At 43.4% G+C, this 19,785-nt stretch carries 15 protein-coding genes and 5 pseudogenes; 8 read left to right on the top strand and 12 right to left on the bottom strand.

The genetic code is table 11. The features are described 5' to 3' along the window. Positions 1-99 precede the first annotated feature (99 nt). Positions 100-1,335 (bottom strand): annotated as a pseudogene (locus IC804_RS14845) (IS256 family transposase). Between the two features lie 79 nt (positions 1,336-1,414). On the opposite strand from IC804_RS14845, the gene IC804_RS18735 reads away from it, so the two are divergent. The 4 genes and pseudogenes from IC804_RS18735 to IC804_RS14830 all read left to right on the top strand — a co-directional run. Then, complete coding sequence (locus IC804_RS18735; RefSeq protein ID WP_087960369.1) at positions 1,415-1,987, top strand: DUF6431 domain-containing protein; 573 nt, start codon at positions 1,415-1,417, stop codon at positions 1,985-1,987. A gap of 139 nt (positions 1,988-2,126) precedes the next feature. Beyond that, entirely contained in the window at positions 2,127-3,380 is a 1,254-nt protein-coding gene (locus IC804_RS14840; RefSeq protein WP_021292743.1) for an IS481 family transposase, read from the top strand. Beyond that, positions 3,373-4,173, top strand: a complete 801-nt coding sequence (locus IC804_RS14835; RefSeq protein ID WP_011230382.1) for an ExeA family protein — start codon at positions 3,373-3,375, stop codon at positions 4,171-4,173. The genes IC804_RS14840 and IC804_RS14835 overlap by 8 nt, the downstream gene beginning before the upstream one ends. 672 nt (positions 4,174-4,845) lie before the next feature. Next, a pseudogene (locus tag IC804_RS14830) lies at positions 4,846-5,925 on the top strand (IS1634 family transposase); the annotation flags it as partial. Between the two features lie 158 nt (positions 5,926-6,083). Here the strand turns inward: IC804_RS14830 and IC804_RS14825 are convergent. The 4 genes and pseudogenes from IC804_RS14825 to IC804_RS19135 form a co-directional block, all read right to left on the bottom strand. Continuing rightward, positions 6,084-6,434, bottom strand: coding sequence for a DUF3221 domain-containing protein (locus IC804_RS14825; RefSeq protein ID WP_008881771.1), 351 nt, complete (start codon positions 6,432-6,434; stop codon positions 6,084-6,086). A gap of 443 nt (positions 6,435-6,877) precedes the next feature. After that, positions 6,878-7,643: pseudogene (gene istB / locus IC804_RS14820) on the bottom strand (IS21-like element helper ATPase IstB). After that, on the bottom strand, positions 7,640-8,725 hold the full coding sequence (locus IC804_RS14815; RefSeq protein WP_370543775.1) for a hypothetical protein: 1,086 nt from the start codon (positions 8,723-8,725) through the stop codon (positions 7,640-7,642). The pseudogene istB (IC804_RS14820) and the gene IC804_RS14815 overlap by 4 nt, the downstream one beginning before the upstream one ends. Beyond that, positions 8,617-9,228, bottom strand: coding sequence for a helix-turn-helix domain-containing protein (locus IC804_RS19135; RefSeq protein ID WP_223812843.1), 612 nt, complete (start codon positions 9,226-9,228; stop codon positions 8,617-8,619). The genes IC804_RS14815 and IC804_RS19135 overlap by 109 nt, the downstream gene beginning before the upstream one ends. A gap of 121 nt (positions 9,229-9,349) precedes the next feature. On the opposite strand from IC804_RS19135, the pseudogene istA reads away from it, so the two are divergent. The 3 genes and pseudogenes from istA to IC804_RS14800 form a co-directional block, all read left to right on the top strand. Further along, positions 9,350-10,357 (top strand): annotated as a pseudogene (istA, locus tag IC804_RS14810) (IS21-like element IS5376 family transposase); the annotation flags it as partial. Then, the gene (gene istB / locus IC804_RS14805; RefSeq protein WP_009361858.1) at positions 10,354-11,109 is read left to right on the top strand and encodes an IS21-like element IS5376 family helper ATPase IstB; all 756 of its coding nucleotides are present in this window, start codon (positions 10,354-10,356) and stop codon (positions 11,107-11,109) included. The pseudogene istA and the gene istB (IC804_RS14805), both read left to right, overlap by 4 nt. A gap of 411 nt (positions 11,110-11,520) precedes the next feature. Next, positions 11,521-12,654 carry an IS4-like element IS5377 family transposase gene (locus IC804_RS14800; protein ID WP_015375695.1) on the top strand — a complete coding sequence of 378 codons (1,134 nt, stop codon included), beginning with the start codon at positions 11,521-11,523 and terminating at the stop codon, positions 12,652-12,654. A 312-nt stretch (positions 12,655-12,966) separates the two neighbouring features. Here the strand turns inward: IC804_RS14800 and IC804_RS14795 are convergent, their stop codons facing one another. The 3 genes from IC804_RS14795 to IC804_RS14785 form a co-directional block, all read right to left on the bottom strand. After that, positions 12,967-13,131: a hypothetical protein gene (locus IC804_RS14795; protein WP_015864897.1), complete on the bottom strand. Its 165-nt coding sequence runs from the start codon at positions 13,129-13,131 to the stop codon at positions 12,967-12,969. Between the two features lie 114 nt (positions 13,132-13,245). Then, a complete protein-coding gene (locus IC804_RS19130) occupies positions 13,246-13,503 on the bottom strand; it encodes a DUF3021 domain-containing protein (protein WP_370543777.1) in 258 nt (85 codons plus the stop codon). A gap of 148 nt (positions 13,504-13,651) precedes the next feature. Continuing rightward, on the bottom strand, positions 13,652-14,110 hold the full coding sequence (locus IC804_RS14785; protein ID WP_190300624.1) for a LytTR family DNA-binding domain-containing protein: 459 nt from the start codon (positions 14,108-14,110) through the stop codon (positions 13,652-13,654). Positions 14,111-14,660: 550 nt separating this feature from the next. On the opposite strand from IC804_RS14785, the gene IC804_RS14780 reads away from it, so the two are divergent. Further along, complete coding sequence (locus IC804_RS14780) at positions 14,661-15,470, top strand: Y-family DNA polymerase (protein ID WP_223812827.1); 810 nt, start codon at positions 14,661-14,663, stop codon at positions 15,468-15,470. Positions 15,471-15,566: 96 nt separating this feature from the next. Here the strand turns inward: IC804_RS14780 and IC804_RS14775 are convergent, their stop codons facing one another. The 4 genes and pseudogenes from IC804_RS14775 to IC804_RS14760 all read right to left on the bottom strand — a co-directional run bounded on the left by IC804_RS14775 (position 15,567) and on the right by IC804_RS14760 (position 19,706). Next, on the bottom strand, positions 15,567-15,938 hold the full coding sequence (locus IC804_RS14775; RefSeq protein WP_052510034.1) for a DUF3888 domain-containing protein: 372 nt from the start codon (positions 15,936-15,938) through the stop codon (positions 15,567-15,569). A gap of 154 nt (positions 15,939-16,092) precedes the next feature. After that, a complete protein-coding gene (locus IC804_RS14770) occupies positions 16,093-16,473 on the bottom strand; it encodes a DUF6262 family protein (protein ID WP_042409697.1) in 381 nt (126 codons plus the stop codon). Further along, positions 16,466-18,574: a tyrosine-type recombinase/integrase gene (locus IC804_RS14765; protein ID WP_190300623.1), complete on the bottom strand. Its 2,109-nt coding sequence runs from the start codon at positions 18,572-18,574 to the stop codon at positions 16,466-16,468. Before IC804_RS14765 ends, IC804_RS14770 begins: the two co-directional genes overlap by 8 nt. Beyond that, a pseudogene (locus IC804_RS14760) lies at positions 18,571-19,706 on the bottom strand (tyrosine-type recombinase/integrase). Before IC804_RS14760 ends, IC804_RS14765 begins: the two are co-directional and overlap by 4 nt. Between the last annotated feature and the right edge of the window lie 79 nt (positions 19,707-19,785).

Raw genomic sequence — 19,785 nt, 5'->3', positions numbered from 1 at the left:
AATGATCATGTTGTCAAGGAACAGGCGTGTCAAGGAGCTTTCGCGGCATATCCTCGCTTCGCTCCGGTATTCCACGTTCTCCTTGACACGGCGTAGAGGTTATCCCACTCTCTTGATCGCCGGAGCCTCCTGATTCACCGATCGGACTCCTTGCTTTTTCGTTTTCCGCCACTTCCAATATTCAGCCATATCCAAGTATTTGCGCCCTGACATCCATTTTTCATCGATTTCGATCAACACGGCACCAACGAGGCGATACACCGATTCCCGGTTCGGAAAGATGCGGATGACCCGTTCTCTGCGACGAATTTCTTCGTTCAGCCGTTCCACTCCGTTGGTCGTGCGCAGACGCCGACGATAACGGTCCGGATAGTCCAATACGGCGGTGGCGTCTTCGAATCCCTCTTCGAGGATTTGCATGGCTTTTGGGGCTTTTTCTTCCCATTTGGCCAGCACTTGTTCCAATAACAGCCGGGCCGTTTGCTTATTTGGAGCATGAAGAATCCCACGAATCTCCTCGAGCAAGGCATCCTGCATATACTTTGGTGCGGCATCGAGGATATTGCGAATAAAATGTGTCTGGCATCGTTGCCATGTAGCGCCTTGGAAATGCTTTTCAATGGCTTGCACCAGCCCACCGTGCTGATCCGAGATGATCAAGTCCACTCCCCGGAGTCCCCGGTCTTTCAGCCATCCGAAGAACTCGCTCCAGCTGGACTCCGATTCACTGTTTCCGATTTGCAGGCCAAGAATTTCCCGATATCCTTCCTCATTCACTCCTGTAGCGATCAACACGGCTCTGGAGCGTACTCGTCCATCCTCCCGGACTTTCGTATAAATAGCATCTACTAGCACAAACGGATACACGTGTTCATGAAGGGAACGGTAATTCCAGTCTTGGATAATCGGATCCAGTCCCTTGCACGGTGAGGAGACCGTGGACTTGGAAAACGAAGTGCCGCATAATTCCTCCGTGATTTGAGTGATTTTTCGGGTAGACACCCCGTTTACCACCATTTCCATTAGTGCCAGTACCAGTGCTTGTTCGCTCCGTTGATACCGTTGGAACAGTTCCGTAGAGAACTCCCCATCTCTTGTCCGTGGAACGCGCAAGGTCAACCGTCCCACCCGGGTCGTCAGCTGGCGTGGATACGAACCGTTTCGATAGCCTTTTCATTCTTCCGTTCGTTCATAACGGCGAGCTCCCAGCTGTTCTTCTACTTGTGCCTCGAGGATTTGATTGAGGACTTGTTCCAATAGCTTAGCTAATCCCTCATCTCTGGTGAATAACCCGTGCAAAAGTTCATCATTTAGGGTAATATGATATTGAGCCATGGTTGCATTCCTCCTTATGTTTGGTGTTTTTGGTCCACTGTTTATTCTACCAAAGGGGAAGCAACATGGCTCTTTTTCTATTTCCCTTTTTACACAATTATATGGACTTAACTTTGGCATTGACGTCCAAACGTATGCAGAGCGTGGAAAAGAAAACGACTTCCCTCTTCTGAAAAAGTGTCCGCATTGCCGGGCCAAGCGCCCGTTGCACCGCCACGGTTACTATGAGCGAAACGCATTGACCCCACATGGTGATTATCGCATTTGGATTGTCCGGTATCGCTGTCGGGAATGCTTGAAGACGGTGAGTGTGCTGCCTTCCTTTCTCCTCCCGTATTTTCAGTATACGTTGTCCGCCATATGGCAAGTCGTGAAAGAGCAGTTGGGATTGACCGAGGGGACGAACCGGGCTCCGTTTCTCCCGACAAAGGACGGCATCATCTTTTATGTCCGACGGTTCTGCCGAAACCTATCAAGCCTTCACAGCTTTTTTGCGAGGCGGTGGAGGATCATAGGCCCTATCGTGAAAAAAGAAAAGGAACGGGCTTCCTGGTGGATCCGGACGTTGGAGAAACACGGTCTCTATTCGGTCATCAGAGACATGTGGGAGGACGGATTCCGACACCCTTTTGCGAATCAAATGGGATCCTGATTTTACATACATATCCTAAATTGGAAATAGTTGAGGTTCCCACAAACCTTTCCTATCGACGGAGAAAAAGCGATCCGGTACGATAGGGCAGACGGACCGGAACGGTCCTGATTCCAAGTGAGACAAGGAGGAGATTCGAATGGATGAGTCGATGAGACACGACATTGCCCTGTTTCGGTACGGGCTAATCGCTCCGTTGGTGAATGGGCAGGTGGAACCGAAGACGTATCTGAAAGAGGTGAGCGAGCGAGTGCACCATGTTCCCCACCAGGGCGACAAACGAATCGCAGCCAAGACGATCCTCGATTGGTGCACCCGATACAAAAAAGGGGGCTTTGACGCCTTAAAGCCGAAGCGCCGTTCGGACCGCGGCCACTCAAGGCGTCTGTCGCCCGATGATGAGGATCATATTTTAGCCCTAAGAAAAGAACATCCCACCATGCCCGTGACGGTGTTCTACGAACACCTGATCGAGCAGGGGGAAATCCCAGAAAATCATACCTCTTACTTTACTATATACCGATTGTTGAAAAAACACAACCTTGTCGGGAAAGAAATCTTGCCCATGCCGGAGCGAAAGCGCTTTGCGTATGACCAGATCAATGAGCTTTGGCAAGGGGACTTATCCCATGGACCAACGATTCGAGTCAATGGGAAAGCCCAGAAAACGTTTTTGATCGCCTATATCGATGACTGCTCGCGGTTTGTGCCGTACGCGCAGTTTTTCCCTTCGGAGAAGTTTGACGGGCTGCGGATCGTCACGAAGGAAGCGGTGCTTCGTTGCGGGAAGCCGAAGCGCATTTACTCGGACAATGGGAAAATTTATCGATCCGAGGTGCTGCAGTATGCGTGCGCCGAGATGGGAATTACGCTCATCCACACCCAGCCGTATGACCCGCAAAGCAAAGGGAAAATCGAACGGTTCTTCCGCACCGTACAGACGCGGTTTTATCCGCTGCTGGAGTTGGATCCCCCGAAGTCGCTCGAAGAGCTGAACGAGCGCTTTTGGAGGTGGCTTGAAGAGGAGTATCATCGAAAACCGCACGCCTCGCTGGACGGAAAAACGCCGCATGAGGTGTTTCAATCGCAAGTGCATCTCGTGTCGTTCATCGAAGATAGCGATTGGCTGGATGCGATTTTTCTGAAGCGGGAGCACCGCAAGGTCAAAGCCGATGGAACGATCACCTTGAACAAGCAGCTGTATGAAGTGCCGCCCCGGTTCATTGGGCAATCGATTGAACTCCGCTATGACGAACGGGGCGTCTATGTGTACGAAGATGGAAGGAAGGTGGCGGAGGCCGTTCGGGTTCGTTTGGAGGACAACGCCTATGTAAAACGCCATCGGTCCCCGTTTGCGGCGATTCCGGCGAAGGAGGGAGAACACGGTGTATAAATCGTTTTACTCCCTTTCGCGGGAGCCGTTTGCGAAAGAAACAGACCCGTCCGAGGCGTATCAAGGGGCGCCGTTTCAGGAAGCGTTGCGGGCGCTGGAGTACGTGAAACGAACCCGGGGGATCGGGCTGTTGATCGGAGAGCCGGGGGCGGGCAAGACGTTCGCCCTTCGGGCGCTGAAAGAATCATTGAATCCATCATTGTATCATGTCGTCTACTTTCCGTTATCCACCGGAGGCGTGATGGATTTTTACCGTGGTTTGGCCTTGGGATTAGGAGAGGAACCGAAGTACCGCAAGGTAGACCTCTTCCGCCAAATCCAGCAGGCGATCGAGCGATTGTATCATGAACGGCGGATCACGCCGGTGTTCATTTTGGACGAGATGCATTTAGCGAAGGATGCATTTTTACAGGACATCGCGATCTTGTTCAACTTCGAGATGGATTCGACCAACCCATTTGTCTTGATTTTGGCCGGGCTGCCCCATTTACAGGGGAAGCTGCGGCTCAATCAGCACCGCCCTCTCGACCAGCGGATCATCATGCGATACCGGATGGGGCCGCTGGAGAAGGAAGAGGTGGCGGGCTACATCAAGCATCGGATGAAACAGGCCGGGGCGAAGCACCCGATCTTCACCCCATCGGCGTTAGAGGCGATTGCCCTGCAGTCGCGGGGATGGCCTCGGGTGATCAACACGTTGGCCACGACGTGCCTGTTATACGGGTATCAGCTGAAAAAGGACGCCATTGACGAAGAAGTGGTGCGCATGGCCGCAGAGGAAATGGGGTATTAGCATGAAAGGGGCCGAATCGGCCTCTTTTGTGCTTTTTCTTTTCCATCGGTCCATCAGGCGCGCTGGAAATCTTCATCTGAAAGAGCGTGCAAACGTTCCGAAAGAATGTGCAAAATCCGGAACCCGAGTTCGACAGTTTGAGGCCCATTTTAGGCAAATGAAAATGCCAGAAATGCCGTTATATCAAGGGTTTAGCGGTGGTTAACCTAGGAAAAAACGCCGAATTTCATAGGCACACGCTTTATAATTTAATCCTTTTAATATAAAGTTTTTTTGTTTATAATATAGACATGTACATTCGATGGGTAACCGTGGTTACTGTCAATGTACCATCAATTGGAGGATTGCATCTATGCTCACGTGCTTCTCCACGGTCTAATCCTCCTCTTGATCCGAATCGAGAGTAAAATCGTGGCCGAAAGTAAGAGACAAATGTCAGCGCTCCACGTTAGGACATTTTTCTTCAAAATATCGTGACCTCTATCAGTGTACAAAGATCACGACCAAACAAAGGAAAACCTCTGTGGCTCTAGGGCTGGAGCCTCCTCTGAAGATCCTAGACATTCATCCTCGCTCCTAGATACACGCTAGAAGTATGCCCAATTGCCTCTCAGCCCTTCTGTATCAAGGGCTGGGAGGCGATTTATTTGCCTAGTCACTGTCGAACTCGGGATTTACTTTGATACGACTTCGTCGTACTTCGAAGTGGATCCATCCGAAACACCAGAAGGAGAATCGCTTCGAAAGCAGGGGTTTTCCAAAGATAAGCGTCCCGATTTGGTCCAAATCGTCATTGGACTGGCCGTTACCCGGGAAGGAGTCCCCATTCGCGCTTGGGTATGGCCTGGCAATACGATGGATATGACGGTCATCAAACAGGTGAAACAAGACTTGATTGGCTGGAAGCTTGGGCGTGTGATCAGCGTGATGGACCGCGGATTTTCGTCTGAAGAGAATTTGCGAATCTTGCAACAGGCCGGGGGACACTACATTGTCGGCGAAAAAATGCGGTCCGGCAAAGCCGCCGTCGAAGAGGCCCTAAACCGTCGCGGGCGCTACCAACAAGTTCGCGAGAACTTGCATATCAAAGAAATCATCGTGGGCGACGGAGAAGCGCGTCAGCGCTATGTTCTCGTGTACAATCCCAGCGAAGCCGAACGCCAACGCAAGGAACGGGAAAAGCTGCTCGAATCGCTGAAAGAGGAGTTGGAGGGGCTTCGCCAACTCCCCAATGAAGCTCATCATAAGGCCACCTGCCGGCTGCGTTCCCATCCGTCCTACGGAAAATACTTGCGTCAATTGAAGGATGGAACGCTTCGCATCGACAAGCAAGCGGTTCGTGAAGCGGAAACGTACGATGGCAAATATCTCATCCGAACCTCCGATGACACCTTGTCTGCCGAGGATGTCGCGCTCGGGTATAAGCAACTGGTGGATATCGAGCAGGCCTTTCGGACGTTGAAATCAACACTCGAGCTGCGCCCCATGTATCATCGCTTGGAAGACCGTATCCGGGCGCATGTGCTGCTCAGTTGGCTGGCTCTCTTGCTGGTTCGGATCGTGGAGATCCGAACTCATGAATCGTGGCCGAAAGTAAGAGACGAATGCGAGCGTCTCATGCTTGGACATTTTTCTTCAAAAAACGGCGACCTTTATCAACGAACCGAACTGACGGCCAAACAAGCGCTATTCCTTGCGGCTCTAGGGCTGGAACCTCCTCCAAAGATTCTAGGCATCCACCCTCGCACCTAGATACACGCCCGAAGTGTGCCCAAATGCCTCCGATCCCTTTTGTATCAAGGGGCGAGAGGCATTTTGTTTGCCTAGTGACTGTCGAACTCGGGTTATGAATTTTTCAAAGTTATTATAACCAAATAGTTCATATATTTCAATTATTTTGAAAATTATAATTACATAGGTTCAATCTTTATAACTTCGACTTTGCCCGGATACGATTCTAAAATCTCTGAATACCACACTTTTACTTTTTGTCCATTTTCTATTCCCCTCAAAGTACCAAACCCCTTAATTAATAACTTACTCATATTATATTTTCTTCTTAATTCCTGTATTGTTAATTTGTTTGCGTCTTCCTGAACAAAATCTGGATCTTCAACTAAATATACTTCCCCTTCTTTCATAATTATAAAACCTTCCAAAGTAGCTTCTTGATTAAGAGATTGGTTAGTTCTATATTCGCTAAAGAAAAATAATAATAATATAAGACCTAAAATAGTACTCACTAAAATATATCTTTCCATACGCTTGCCTCCTAGCTTTTATATTTTGTGTTATATAATGGTCTATCTTCTATAGATCCATAGTTTTCCCTTCCCAAGATAACAGAGCATTTTATAGTAATACATATTCAGCATATTCAGTGAGCCCAATTCCTAGGTATTTCCCAAAGGATGTCATTATCTTCTCCAATGACATCGTTATTCGCTACCACGACCATTGCGGAGATAATCATAAAGTAACAAATAAAAATTTTGGAGGGGGGTTCGGTTCTGGGAGTAGCTGGCTAAATACCTCTAATTTGAATTTCAAGAGCAACTGTTCTGTTAATCGGTGGTTTTTCAATAATAATGGTTATTGCAATTATCACCGTAATTTCCCTTTGGAATTCCTCTGGATTTTCACTCATTTTATACTGTTCTCAATTGCATGTAACCGTCAAGTAAAATTGAACACTTTTTGCTCATTAATTTTGAACAGTTTCATCGCTGAAAATGGAAATTCTATGCTTCATGCGATAGCTGTCTCCGTTTAAATGAATCACCTCTGCCCGATGAATAATTCTATCTAATACGGCTGTAGTGATCGCTGGATCCCCCAGTAGTTCTCCCCATTCACTTGGTCCCTTGTTGGACGTTAAAATAATGGATGATTGATTGTACAAGTCATTGATCAAATGGAAAAACAAATTGGCTTCTCGTTGATCCATCGCCATAAACATGAGATCATCGATAATCACGAGGTTGGATTCTCTTAGACGCTGAAGACGAATTCGAGATTTGCGAGTGATTTCTTCTGTTTTTAACGCTTGAATCAACTCTCCCATGGTAATAAACGTCACTTTATACCCTTGATCAATCGCCTCCATCCCAAGTCCAATCGCTAAATGGGTTTTCCCTACACCTGGCGGTCCTAATAAAATTAAGTTAAAAAGTTGGTCTAACCATGCGAGTTCCCGCAATTGATGAAATTGCCGTTTTGTCAGTGATGGCTGTTCATCCAGCTGAAACTCGTCCAATGTCTTGTAATACGGGAAAGCTGCCCATTTTAGACGCCTTTCCCGTGCTTTTTTCTCCCGACAATCTTGTTCATACTGTAATACTATGGACAAAAAAACGAAGATAGGTCATCTCGTTTGTTTCTGCTTGTTTCACTAGTACAGGCAGGTGAAAAGCCGTTTCTGTCAAACGCAACGTTCGCAATAACTCTTGTACTTTCGCCAGCTGGCTCATTTCGTTCTTCCCTCCAAAATCTCAATATATTCTTCGATGCTTCTGACAGCTGGTTGAGCTTCCAAAACCGAAAGGTTCCCCTCACGTAATGGTTGAATTCGGTTCACTGAAACGACTTTGTCGGAAGTGTTCCATCTATGTTGTCGTTGTAAGTAACCGACCATATCTGTAAATGCAGAGGCGCTATACAACTGTAATTCCATACATTTTTGCAGCGCTTGGCTGCACAGAGAGAGTGGAGATTGAGCCAGCTGCTTTTGAATGAGCTGTAATTGATCCCGTATATATCGTGGATAGTTTTTTCGTATACGTTCGAGATACTCCTTGGCCGCATCCGGATTTTCAAATTCATGGGCAATCCTCTCGAGATACACATCGATCCCTTTCGCTCGATCACGCAGATGATTCCGGTTTTGAATGAGTTTCCCTTTGCCGTGAGTGATCGGGTGTTTCCCTAAGTATTCCCCGGTTTCCAAATCATAGATCAGGAGTTCTTGTTCTGCCTCTTGAATGACGATTTGCACCGTTTTCCCAAACGATGTATAGGTTCCGCACGGAACCGTGTATCGATTGGATTTGTACAGAATGGTATTGTCCTTTCTCACCGTCCTTGTTATACTGTTGGTAAGGTTTGTTTTGGGGACACCAGTCACGTCCAATGATGGAGAGATCGGTCGTAAGTGTGCTTTTTCGAGTTCGAACACATCGGCCGGTCTCTTTTTTGTCGTATTATGAACTCTGCCGTTTCCTGTTCGGCGCAGCCAATTCCATCCTTGTTCATTCCATGCATCGATAGTAGTAAAGATCCGATGTTTGGCAAAGTTATGTTTGATAAATCCTACGACGTTTTCGATTTTCCCCTTACTTTCCGGATCTGCCTTTCGACATACATGAAGAGTCAAGTTTCGTTGTCTCCGATAGGCTTCAAATTCGGCCGTGAGAATGAGATCCCCGGCATTTTCGCTGACCACAATCAGGTTGTCCTGATCGTAAACCAGTTCGTTTGGGATTCCCCCAAACCATTGGAACGCATTCTCGTGCGCTTGGATGACATCTCTCGTCGTAAAGGACGATTCAGCCACTCCATGTATTTATAACGGGAGTGCGAAAGAACAAAGGCGATAAAATATAACACGATATCCTTTCCTTGTTGATTTTTTACTTTGACTTTTCCAAAATCGACTTGCGCTTGGTGACCCATTGGTGGATCTGGCACTGCTTGATATTGGCGGACAGAAGTTTCTTTTGGGATGTTCCACTCCTCTCGTAAATTCCTCACATAGCTGCGGACCGTACTTTCTCCCACACGGAGATCGGGATATTGTTCCTCCAGCCAATCTTGTACTTGAGACGCTGATAGATCTGGATGCTTCTGAATCCAATGTAAAATAATCTCTCGGTAAGGGTCTAACTTTTTTCTTCGCTGCTTCGTAGAAGCCAGCCATATCGTCATTTCCTCTGGTGAACGTTTTAAATAGTTATATAATGTCGTTCTGGATATGTTTAATTTTTTAGCGATAGTGGCTTTACTAAATCCTTGCTTTAAGAGCTGATAAATTTCCATGTACACTTCCCACTTATCCACCTTTCCATCCCTCCAACAGCTAGATAGCATTCAACATCTATCATAGCTGTTCGGAGTAAAATTGGTAAATGAGTGTTCAATTTTATTTGTCGGATTCTGTCCATTTTAGTTTAGCAGTTACAGGATGTTAGAAGATGGGGTGTTTAATAGCGAAAAGTTGTTTTTTGAAATTCGACAACAGGGCTATACGGGAGGAAAGACGATTTTAAAAGACTATATGAAACCTTTCCGAGAGACGGCCAAAAAGAAATACACCGTTCGCTATGAAACGCTTCCTGGCGAACAAATGCAAGTCGATTGGAAAGAAGTTGGGGAGGTCGTGATCGAAGGGAGAAAAGTCAAGTTATCGCTATTTGTGGCCACGTTAGGCTATTCGCGGATGAAATACGCGGTATTTACGACCAGCCAGGACCAGGAGCACTTAATGGAATGCCTGATTCAGAGCTTCAAGTACTTTGGTGGGGTTCCGAAGAAGGTGTTATTTGACAATATGAAGACCGTTACAGACGGGCGAGAACAAGGAGTGGTGAAATGGAATCAGCGATTTTCTGAATTTGCGAGTTACTACGGATTTATTCCAAAAGTATGCCGGCCCTACCGGGCCCAGACAAAGGGAAAAGTCGAACGAGCCATTCAGTATATTATGGATCACTTCTATGTAGGAACATCGTTTGAAAGCATCGAAGAATTAAATTTCCTTTTACATCATTGGCTCGATCAAGTGGCGAATCGGAAGCCAAACGCCACTACCGGTATTTCTCCGCAAGAGCGTTGGGCCGAGGAGTCACTCAAACCTCTCCCGTTGAAAGATTACGATACGAGCTATCTTTCCTATCGGAAAGTGCATTGGGATGGCAGTTTCTCGTATAAAGGGGAGCAATGGCTCTTATCGGCGGAGTATGCGGGCAAAGAAATTCTGGTGAAGGAGCGATTAAATGGAGATATTCGATTGTACTTTCGAGGGAAGGAGATTTCTCACGTGGACCAACAGAAAAAAGTGATTTCATTCGCTGAAAAAATAAAAAAGAAACAGACAGAAATGGCCGCCACCATTTCGCCTGTTTCGATGGAAGTGGATACTCGTCCATTGTCCGTTTATGACGCATTCCTGCGAGGGGAAAGCTCATGAAAGAACGCATACACGAGTATTGCCACCAACTCCATTTGCCTGTCATGGCGGAGCGATGGTCCGCCATGGCAGAATACGCCTCTACTCATAATATATCATATTCAGAGTTTTTATTCCGCTTATTAGAGGCAGAAATCGTCGAAAAACAGGCACGATCGATCCAAACGCTCATCAAGCTGTCCAAACTGCCGTATCGCAAGACGATCGATACGTTTGATTTTACCGCGCAGCCTTCGGTGGATGAGCGCCGGATTCGAGAGCTGCTTACGTTGTCCTTTATTGACCGGAAAGAAAATATCCTCTTTCTCGGTCCACCGGGGATTGGAAAGACACATCTGGCAATTTCGATTGGAATGGAGGCGATCGCAAGAGGGTATAAAACGTATTTTATTACCGCTCACGATTTGGTCAATCAGTTAAGAAGAGCCGACCAGGAAGGAAAGTTGGAGAAAAAGCTTCGTGTCTTTGTGAAGCCAACCGTTCTCATTATTGATGAAATGGGGTACCTAAAACTGGACCCGAACAGCGCTCATTACTTATTTCAAGTGATCGCTCGTCGGTACGAGCATGCCCCGATTATCCTCACCTCCAACAAAAGCTTCGGGGAATGGGGAGAAATCGTGGGAGACTCGGTTTTGGCGACAGCGATGTTAGATCGATTACTGCATCATTCCATCATTTTCAACCTAAAGGGGGAAAGCTATCGATTACGGGAAAAGAGGATCCAACAAGAAAAACAGAAGGATCAATGAAAGGTCCTTCTGGGGAATTTTAAACCGGCGATTTTGGGGAAAAAATAATCGGCCTTGACATTTGAATCGATTCCGCACGCGAACAGAAGCGAAACAAGCAATTTTTGAGTACATCTAATGCTTTTACAACCACAAAAGAAATCATTCAATTCTTAGCTATGTATCGCCATGTGAATTTGAATTTGCATATTACTCTAACCAGGGAAAAGTAGCTGCATAAATTCAGCTACAGATATTTCTCTCTGTTTAACGTGTCCGTTTTCTTGACATAACAACAAGAGTGACTATTAAAAAAGTTATTATCTTATCAGGCGTGTTGATTATCCAATAAAATCCAAAGGGTATAGAAAAAAGAGCACCTTTCCTGTAGAATGTGAGTAGCGACACAAACAAACCCAGGAGGTGCTCTCTATGAACAAGCATACCACACTCCCGAATTTGATGCAAAAACTTGTTTCGGATGAAGAGATTCAACTGATTGCCGAAGCGGTTGGGTATCGTGATTCGTCTCGAACCTTTACGTTGCGCGAGTTGATTCACTTCTTCCTGCTGGCCGCCATGCATCAATGGAAAAGCTTTCGCCACGGAGCCGATGTGGGGCCTCTGTATGGATTGCCGCGATTCCATTATTCAACTGTATCCAAGAAAGCGAAAGAAGTTCCCTATGACATCATGAAACGCTTGTTGGCGTTGATCATTTCCAAGTGCAACCGCCAAACCCGCCGTTCGCTTCGGTTTCCCAAACCGCTTCGGGTGGTGGATTCGACGACCGTCACGGTCGGGAAAAACCGCCTGCCATGGGCGCCGTATCACGGCGAACGCGCCGGAGTGAAGCTGCACGTCGCGTATTCGCCGGAATCCTCGTTGCCGGCAGACGTGGTGGAAACCATCGGACTGCGTCATGATGGCCCGGTGGGAGAACAGTTGACGAACGCTCAACAAGTGCTGGTGGAAGACCGGGCGTATTTCAAAATCGAACGCCTCGATCGATTTGTGGAGCAGCATCAGCTCTTTGTCATTCGGATGAAGGACAACATCGAACTTCATCAGAAAAAAAGCTTGAAACGCCTTTCCAGCACATCCTCATCGGTTCAAGCCGACTTCACGTGCCAGTTGGGGACGAAACAATGCCGCTCCACCAAGCGTCACCGGGTGGTGATCTTTCGAGATGCGAATGGCCGCGACATTCGGGTCGTGACGAACCTCTTCCATGCGTCTGCGGAAACCATTGCCGACATGTACCAACAACGTTGGACTGTTGAGGTCTTTTTCCGTTGGGTGAAGCAATATCTGAATGTCCCGACCTTGTTTGGCACGACGGAAAATGCGGTATACAACCAACTGTTTGCGGCGTTCATCGCGTATGTGTTGCTGCGATGGCTGTATGATCAAACCAAAAAACAGACGAACGTCTCTCTTTCCTTCATTTCGTTCGTTCGCCGTTTTTTCTCTGGGCAGCTTCCTCTCGATTGGAAATCCGGGATGGCCGCTGCTTTGTTTGAGTATGCCCAAATTTATGGAAGGCGTATGTATAATTTTGGATAATCAACACTCGTGTCGATACATATTGTTTTTGAAGTTTGGCTCGATCTGTTGTAAAATGAAAGTGCTCTTGCATGTGAATTCTCCTTTTAAATGTTTGGTCGCACTTTCATTTTAAGGAGATCCTCATGCAAGGGCTATTTTTATGCTTGTCTGATTTTATCTAGCACCACGGGTTAAAATAATATAAATATACGAGTTTAGTATAAATGAAAGCAAAATGATTTAATATTGTAAAATATATAACATTAATGTAATAAATTTCATAATGAACAAAAAAAGAAAAAGCCTAGGCAATTAGCTTAGGCTTGCTCGTCAATAGTCGTCCTCTTCTAAATATTTACGTTTTGCTTTTATTATCAAATGCTCTTTGGAATAATACAGGTCGTACATCTTATCAAGCAATTTCCAACGTTCTTCATTGCTCATTTTTTGGATCGCTTCCAAAATTTCATCTGCAGTCATTTGCTTGTTTGCCATTGTTCATTTCAACTCCTCTCCTATTTCACTTTTATTATTAATGTTTTTTTATCCGCATCAGCAAACAAAGGACCAAACTGTGAAAATCCGATCCTGACTGAAGGGGATATTTATTTATATTTTCTCTAAATCTTCATTCATTTGATTTGCTAAGTTTTTGAAATATAAATAGTAGCAACCCCATATAACTAAATAGACTACAATAAATATAGCTGCTGAAATAAGGATGTTTTTCAAATCAAACGGGATCCACCCAATTCCCAAGGACAGGATAAAATATAAAACAATTACTGTAACAAAGTGCAATGCCGTTTGTTGCGACAGACGGAGCGATTCTAATTCAAAATAAAGCGAAGATACGGCAAAAACCATCCACAAAATATGCTCCCAAATGAGTTTTTTATAAATTCTTCACCATTAATGACAGGGAAATGACCGAAATAGATGATAGAGCTAGTTACCACTACTGCGATAAAGGAACCGATCAATATCCCGATGATGCTTCTGTATAAGAATTTTTTCATTCTTTTTTCCCCCTATTCATTTTTAATGCTTTTTTGATGGCATGAACATAACGTCGAGAAACGTACTCTTTCACTCCTGATTTAAAATAAACGCATAGAGTGCCATTGAACGATGCTTCAAACCGGCTCAACTCATAGAGATTTACAATGACCGACTTAGAAATGCGAACAAACTTGTTAGAGGGAAGCAATTTTTCGAGCTCATACAGCTTTTCCTTCAATTTAAATGTTCCCTCGGCTGTCACCGCCTCGATGCTATCCTCATGAGCACGAAAAAAATGGATCTCATTTGGCTTTAATATATAATGCATATCACCATTTTTTCCGACAATAAATTCCGTCTCCATCCCTTTTAAAAAATCAAGAATTTCTTTAATCGTGTCATCTACTTCCTTACAGTGAATGGTCACGATTGTCTCATCGTAATCGCTGTCAATATCCAAAGACACTTTCATTCTGCCCGCCTCCTTTACATTCATCTTTTTTATTAAATTGTATTCGTTATGCTAGCTGTTGTCTTCATGATAAAGGTAAAAGGTTGTTTTTCCATCCCATCCGGCAAAAATCGTCCCTTGAAATGCATACGATACATGAACCTCTCCCACCTCGGCGCTATACCGAAACTTCGATAAAACTGGACGATCTGGCCCAAAAAGACCACCTAGCACGGCGATTGATTTTTTCCTTTATTTACGACATAGTGAAAGATCTCTACTACCCGTGGTGCTAGTTGAGCTTTAGCGCTCAACTAGCACTACGGGTTAATATTATATTAAGAACAAAATGTAAAGTGTTCTTTACATTTTGGGCTAATTTTTTTAATAATAATTTCATCAAAGTCAACAAGCTGTAAAGACCGGAGCAATCCGGTCTTTTTATTTTTGTCTCCCCCCTCTTCCTTCTTATCTCCTTCTTTTCCCGGTTTCCGCTTGACTTTTTTAACAAAATATAAGAACATATATTCGTAAATGGAACATATGTTCCTAAAAGGAGGTCCTTGCGTCGATGTTGCTTGATATTTCTTGTCTGCCAAAAAATAAAATTTTATGTATCGATATGAAGAGCTTCTATGCCAGCTGCGAATGCGTCGATCATGGACTGGATCCTCTTGAAGATTATGTTGTCGTTGTTTCTGATAAAAATCGGAGCGGGAGCGTGGTTCTGGCCGCGTCTCCAAAAATGAAGCAAGATTACGGAATCAGAACAGGAAGCCGTCTATATGAAGTGCCTTGCCGTCGCCATATCCATATTTTTAACGCTCGCATGAAGCGATATTTAGAAATCAGTGTGCAAATTACAGAACTGTTTTCTACCTTTGTCCCTTTTGAAGCGATTCTCACATACAGCGTTGATGAGAGCTGGATAACCCTAGACGGTACGGAAAAACTACATGGATCTCCCAAGGAAGCAGCGCAAAAAATACGAAGCGCGATCTGGAATCAATTCGGTCTGCCATCTTGCATTGGTATCGGCCCGAACCGTTTCATCAGCAAAGTCGTGCTTGATGTATACGCAAAAAAACAAGGCATCGCGGAATGTACATATGAAGAAGTACCGAAAAAGTTATGGCCGGTTCCGTTACGGGAAGTCTGGGGTATTGGCAGCCGAATGGAGAAACATCTGAACAATATGGGAATGTATACGCTTGGAGACGTGGCAAACAGTTCTTTGGATCGTCTACGAAAGCGATTTGGGGTAATAGGGGAGCAACTTTACTACCATGCTTGGGGAGTTGACTTAAGCCCTCCTTTTATCGACGCAAGGACCTTTCCTCAAAAAAGTTTATCAAGACCTAAATTAAAGAAATATAAGTAAATAAAAGGACATTACATATTGTATATGACTAATATGTAATGTCCTTTCTTATTCAACTAAAGCATCCCGTTAGCTTAAACAAAACGATTTCAAAAATCATCCTTCAACCTTAGTTACAGTAACCCTATCTAACTTTACATCAAAAGTTAGAATGACTGGACCTTCTGGTGGATTATGAGGACCTGTATAAGTATCATATTTAACCTTTATTGTAAAGTCATATTGAGAATATCCTTCAGTTTTCCGATTCACTTCTAATATTTCTGCATTCCATAACCCATAACTGCGAGATGGGTACTTGTTGTTTATTGCTTTCCTCGCATATGGGTCTAATAAAACTAACAAAGCATCATAAAAATCAGTATGTTTTTCCTCGCCAGTAATATTAGTCTTTGCTACAACTTGGTAGGACAATGATAAATTCCAGAATAATAAACATATAACAAGTGAAATTAGAATCCGTTTCATATAAAAGCTACCTCCTTTTTTAGATAGCCTCCCCTAAAAAAGATGATTTATTTTGGTTAATTCGCCTTCAAAATCTTCTAAATATAATAAATTCTCCTTCAACTAACTTGACCGTTAGTTGAAGAAGAAAAGGAAACAATGTTCCCTTTTGTTACTATAACTTCTTATATACCTCTGCGTAAGCTAATTTTAACTGTTCCCGTAATTGCTTGTTTTCGTCTTCTAACTTTTTGATTTTTCGTTTCAACGATTCAATAAGAGCGTCTTTGTTGCTCTCATTCATTTCTCGCTTTATTTGTTTCGCAGTAGGAGCTTGTGCTTGTTGTTGGCGTAAGGTTTCAATACGCTCACGCAGTTCAGAATGGTTGTAAAGTGTTGCTTTCGCTACCCCTGCTTCATTTGCTACGCTATTAAAATTAATGCTCTCATTGGCTCGTATGAGCCTTTTAATGGCTTCATCGACCTTTTGATAGGTGAGAGCCTTTCTGGAGGCATGAATGGCTTTCAAATGCTCTCTACGGTCATAGTTAGCCATTGGAAACACCTTGCTTTCGTTTGATTCGTTCTAATCGCCCAAAGATGATATTGACTTCTTTAATGGTGTTTAAGATTTTCTCGTAACGCTCTAAATTCCTTTTATTCTTTTCAGCGATATCATTCCTGCCACGCTGTTCCAAAGCTTCTATCGTTTTTGTGGTTGTTTTGATTAATAATTCATACTTCTGTATATCCAAATCAGAAAAACCGATGGCTAAGTCCTTACATGGGCTTCCACCGTTACATGTTAGACATGGTGGTTCTTCGGCATACGGACAATTTCCGTTGATTCTTGCGTGACAAGTTCCGTATGGATTATCAATCGCATTCAATTTATGATCACGCCACAATGTTTCCAAGATATCTTCTGGAATATCCTTATTAGGTTTTACTTCCCGAACCTCCCCATTTAGGTCAAAACTAAATACACCTTGTTTTATTGCTTCCTCAAATGCTTTACGCTTGGTATCGTCTAATAACTTAGCGTATCGCAGGGTCATTTCAGGTGAAGCATGTGCTAATAATTCTTGAACCGTTAAAATATCGACTCCACTATTTAACATTTTGACCGCATAGGTATGGCGGAATTGATGTGTTTTAAAATGAAAGACATGACCGTTTTCGTCTATAATATTCTTGGTTTTTGCTAATTTATTTAGTTCATACCGAATGAAAGCTTGACTAAATGGTTTTCCTTTGCGGGAACCTCGATAACGAACGAAAATAAATTTTTCAGGATTGTTGTCGTCATTGCTATTTTTTATGGATTTATCAATCAATACCGCAAGAATATTGGCTAATTCTTCATCAATCGGAATCCGATGTCCTTTTACGTAGGTTTTTTCAATATCGGTCTCGATATAATATTTTCCGTTTAGTTTGACTAAACAATCTTGTGTTAAGCCTAGTACATCGGAAATCCGCAATCCTGTTTTAAAGGCTACCCATATTATAGTCTGAATATCTTTGTGAAGATGATTGATATGAGTGAATAGTTGCTCCAACACATAATCAGGAATATAGTCAATTTGGTCAATGGATTTCTTCTTTGGTTTTGGTTTGTCTTCTGGGAAAATTAACAAATTTACATTAGTTTCGGGAGCGATATCGTATCCATATCGTTGAATGTCTTCAAGAAACCTTCCTACGATATATAGGGCATATGATATATAGCGTTCAGGATGCGCATTCTTTTGCTTTAAGTTGCTTTCCGCATATTCATGCAACCATTGAATGTACTGTTCCATATGGGAACGCTTTAACCCACTTAAATCATTCCAAGTCGGTTCTAAAGAAAACAAGAAAGAGAAGAATTTTAGTAAATTGGTAAAATAGTTTATTGCGCTACTCCAAGCGAAACGGTTTTTACTTAATAAGCGTTGCTTGATATACTGTTTTACTTGCTGACGTATGTTCATGTTTTCAAACTTGGTGAAGTCAATGTAATGGTCAGACTTACTTTTGTTGTACTCAATCCCATACTTATCATGTAGGACCCTTACATCCCATCGGTCTTTTTCCCATTCTTCACGATTGTCAGTTAATTCAAAAAGCTTCGTTTGTAAGACTCGTAAAATGGTTGCTGTTTGTGATTTAACTGTGCGTTCACCATAATAATGTTTTTTAATTTTTTGTGTTTTAATCCTTTGCTCGGTTAACCAAAGCAACCATTCTCGCTCTACTTGATTTATCTCCAAATCAAGTAGAGAATATAAGGTGGGGTACTTTGCATTTAGGAAGGCGGTCAATTTTCGAAGAATTGCAGCCAGTCCAATCCAAACAGTTGTTAAACTCCATTCATCCCGAAATAACTTATGGTAGAACACATACTTAATTTCCAAGTTGACAGATGGGCTTTTCACTTGAAATAGAATATATCTATGTGTATCCTTATAGTTTGAAAATTGTTCTTTGAAGTTAGAAATAGTTCCTATTACATTAATGTCCCATTTATCATTGACTAAAAAATATGGATTTGGTTCAACTTTGGTAGTTATCGAGCCGTCTTCATGGATGGTTTTTTCGGTATAGGTTGATAACTCTTGCTGTAAACGTTCATGGAAACTTAATTGATGAATAGGGTGTTGTTGAATATTCATTCGATCGAATCCTTTCCAGATTTTTTTGTGATGTCAAACGCATGTTGTGCCTTCTCCCAATTCTTACGGATTTCTTCATCCGAAGGATGGAGATACAAATTGATCGTGGTTGGATTTGAGAATGTCCTAATCGTTCTTGTACTTGTTTAATATCTTTCGTTTGTTGGTAGTACATGGTAGCGTGTGTATGGCGTAAAAGGTGAGGATGAACATGGATCCCTGTTTTCTTTTTCAATCGCTTAAATAAGGCTTCTACATCGCTATAGGTCATGGGTTGACCTACGTTCTTGCCGCGCAATTTGATAAACAAGAAATTTGTATTGAAGTCCAATTCATCCACTACCTCATACAAGTAATCATCCAACAAATCCATTAAGGCTTGGGAAACATAAATTTCCCGTTCCCCTGTTTTTAGTTTTGCTCCGTTCTCCAGTTCCCCTCGATGGACTAAACGAATCCGATGTCCGTTCTTATGATCAAAAATAAAATCCTCAATGAATAGAGAAAGCACCTCACCAATTCGCAATCCTGTTTCAAAAAGCAATTGAATTAACAATCTATCTCGGATGTTAGTGGTTGCTTTTATCAATTGTTGTACTTCTTCTTTCGTTAAAACTTTCAGCTTTTTTCTTGGCTCTTTGACCTTCAGAATATGACGGTTAGAAGGCTTATTTTTATTGACATGATACAGAAAATCCTTGTATCTGGTTCTTCCTCCTGTAAAATCTTGCTTCATCAACTTATCGACCAGATCATTTGGAAGTTCCTCATTTCGATACAAATAGTCATAAAAATTGGTGACGGCTGTAATCGTCAGATTAATCGTTTTTTCTGTTTTCTTTGCTTTCACAGGTTGGAGGGGAGTCACCTTTGTGCTTTCATATGGATTCCTCAACCATGCGACAAACTCCACCAAGTCCTCTAAACGAACTTTCCTGTAATCCTTCTTCTTTTCCTGTAAAAACACAAAATACTGCTTTAACGCATAACAGTAGGTCTTCAGTGTATTCCTGCTTTTCCCTGTTGTATCTAAATACTTCAGATACTTTACCACAGGAATCACAGGAAATCCTTTTTCATCCACTAATATGTATCTAATGTTATTCTCTAAGAAAACCTCTTGCACCCTCATAGATCTTCACCACCTAATATCTTTTCTTTTTTACGCTCGGTCGAAAGACCTCGCTACGCCTCCCGCTGTGGGCTATGTC

The sequence above is a fragment of the Geobacillus sp. 47C-IIb genome (genome assembly GCF_014679705.1).
Classification (GTDB): domain Bacteria; phylum Bacillota; class Bacilli; order Bacillales; family Anoxybacillaceae; genus Geobacillus; species Geobacillus thermodenitrificans.
Note: the sequence above shows the minus strand (reverse complement) of the source record. Positions and strands in the feature narration are given on the sequence as shown.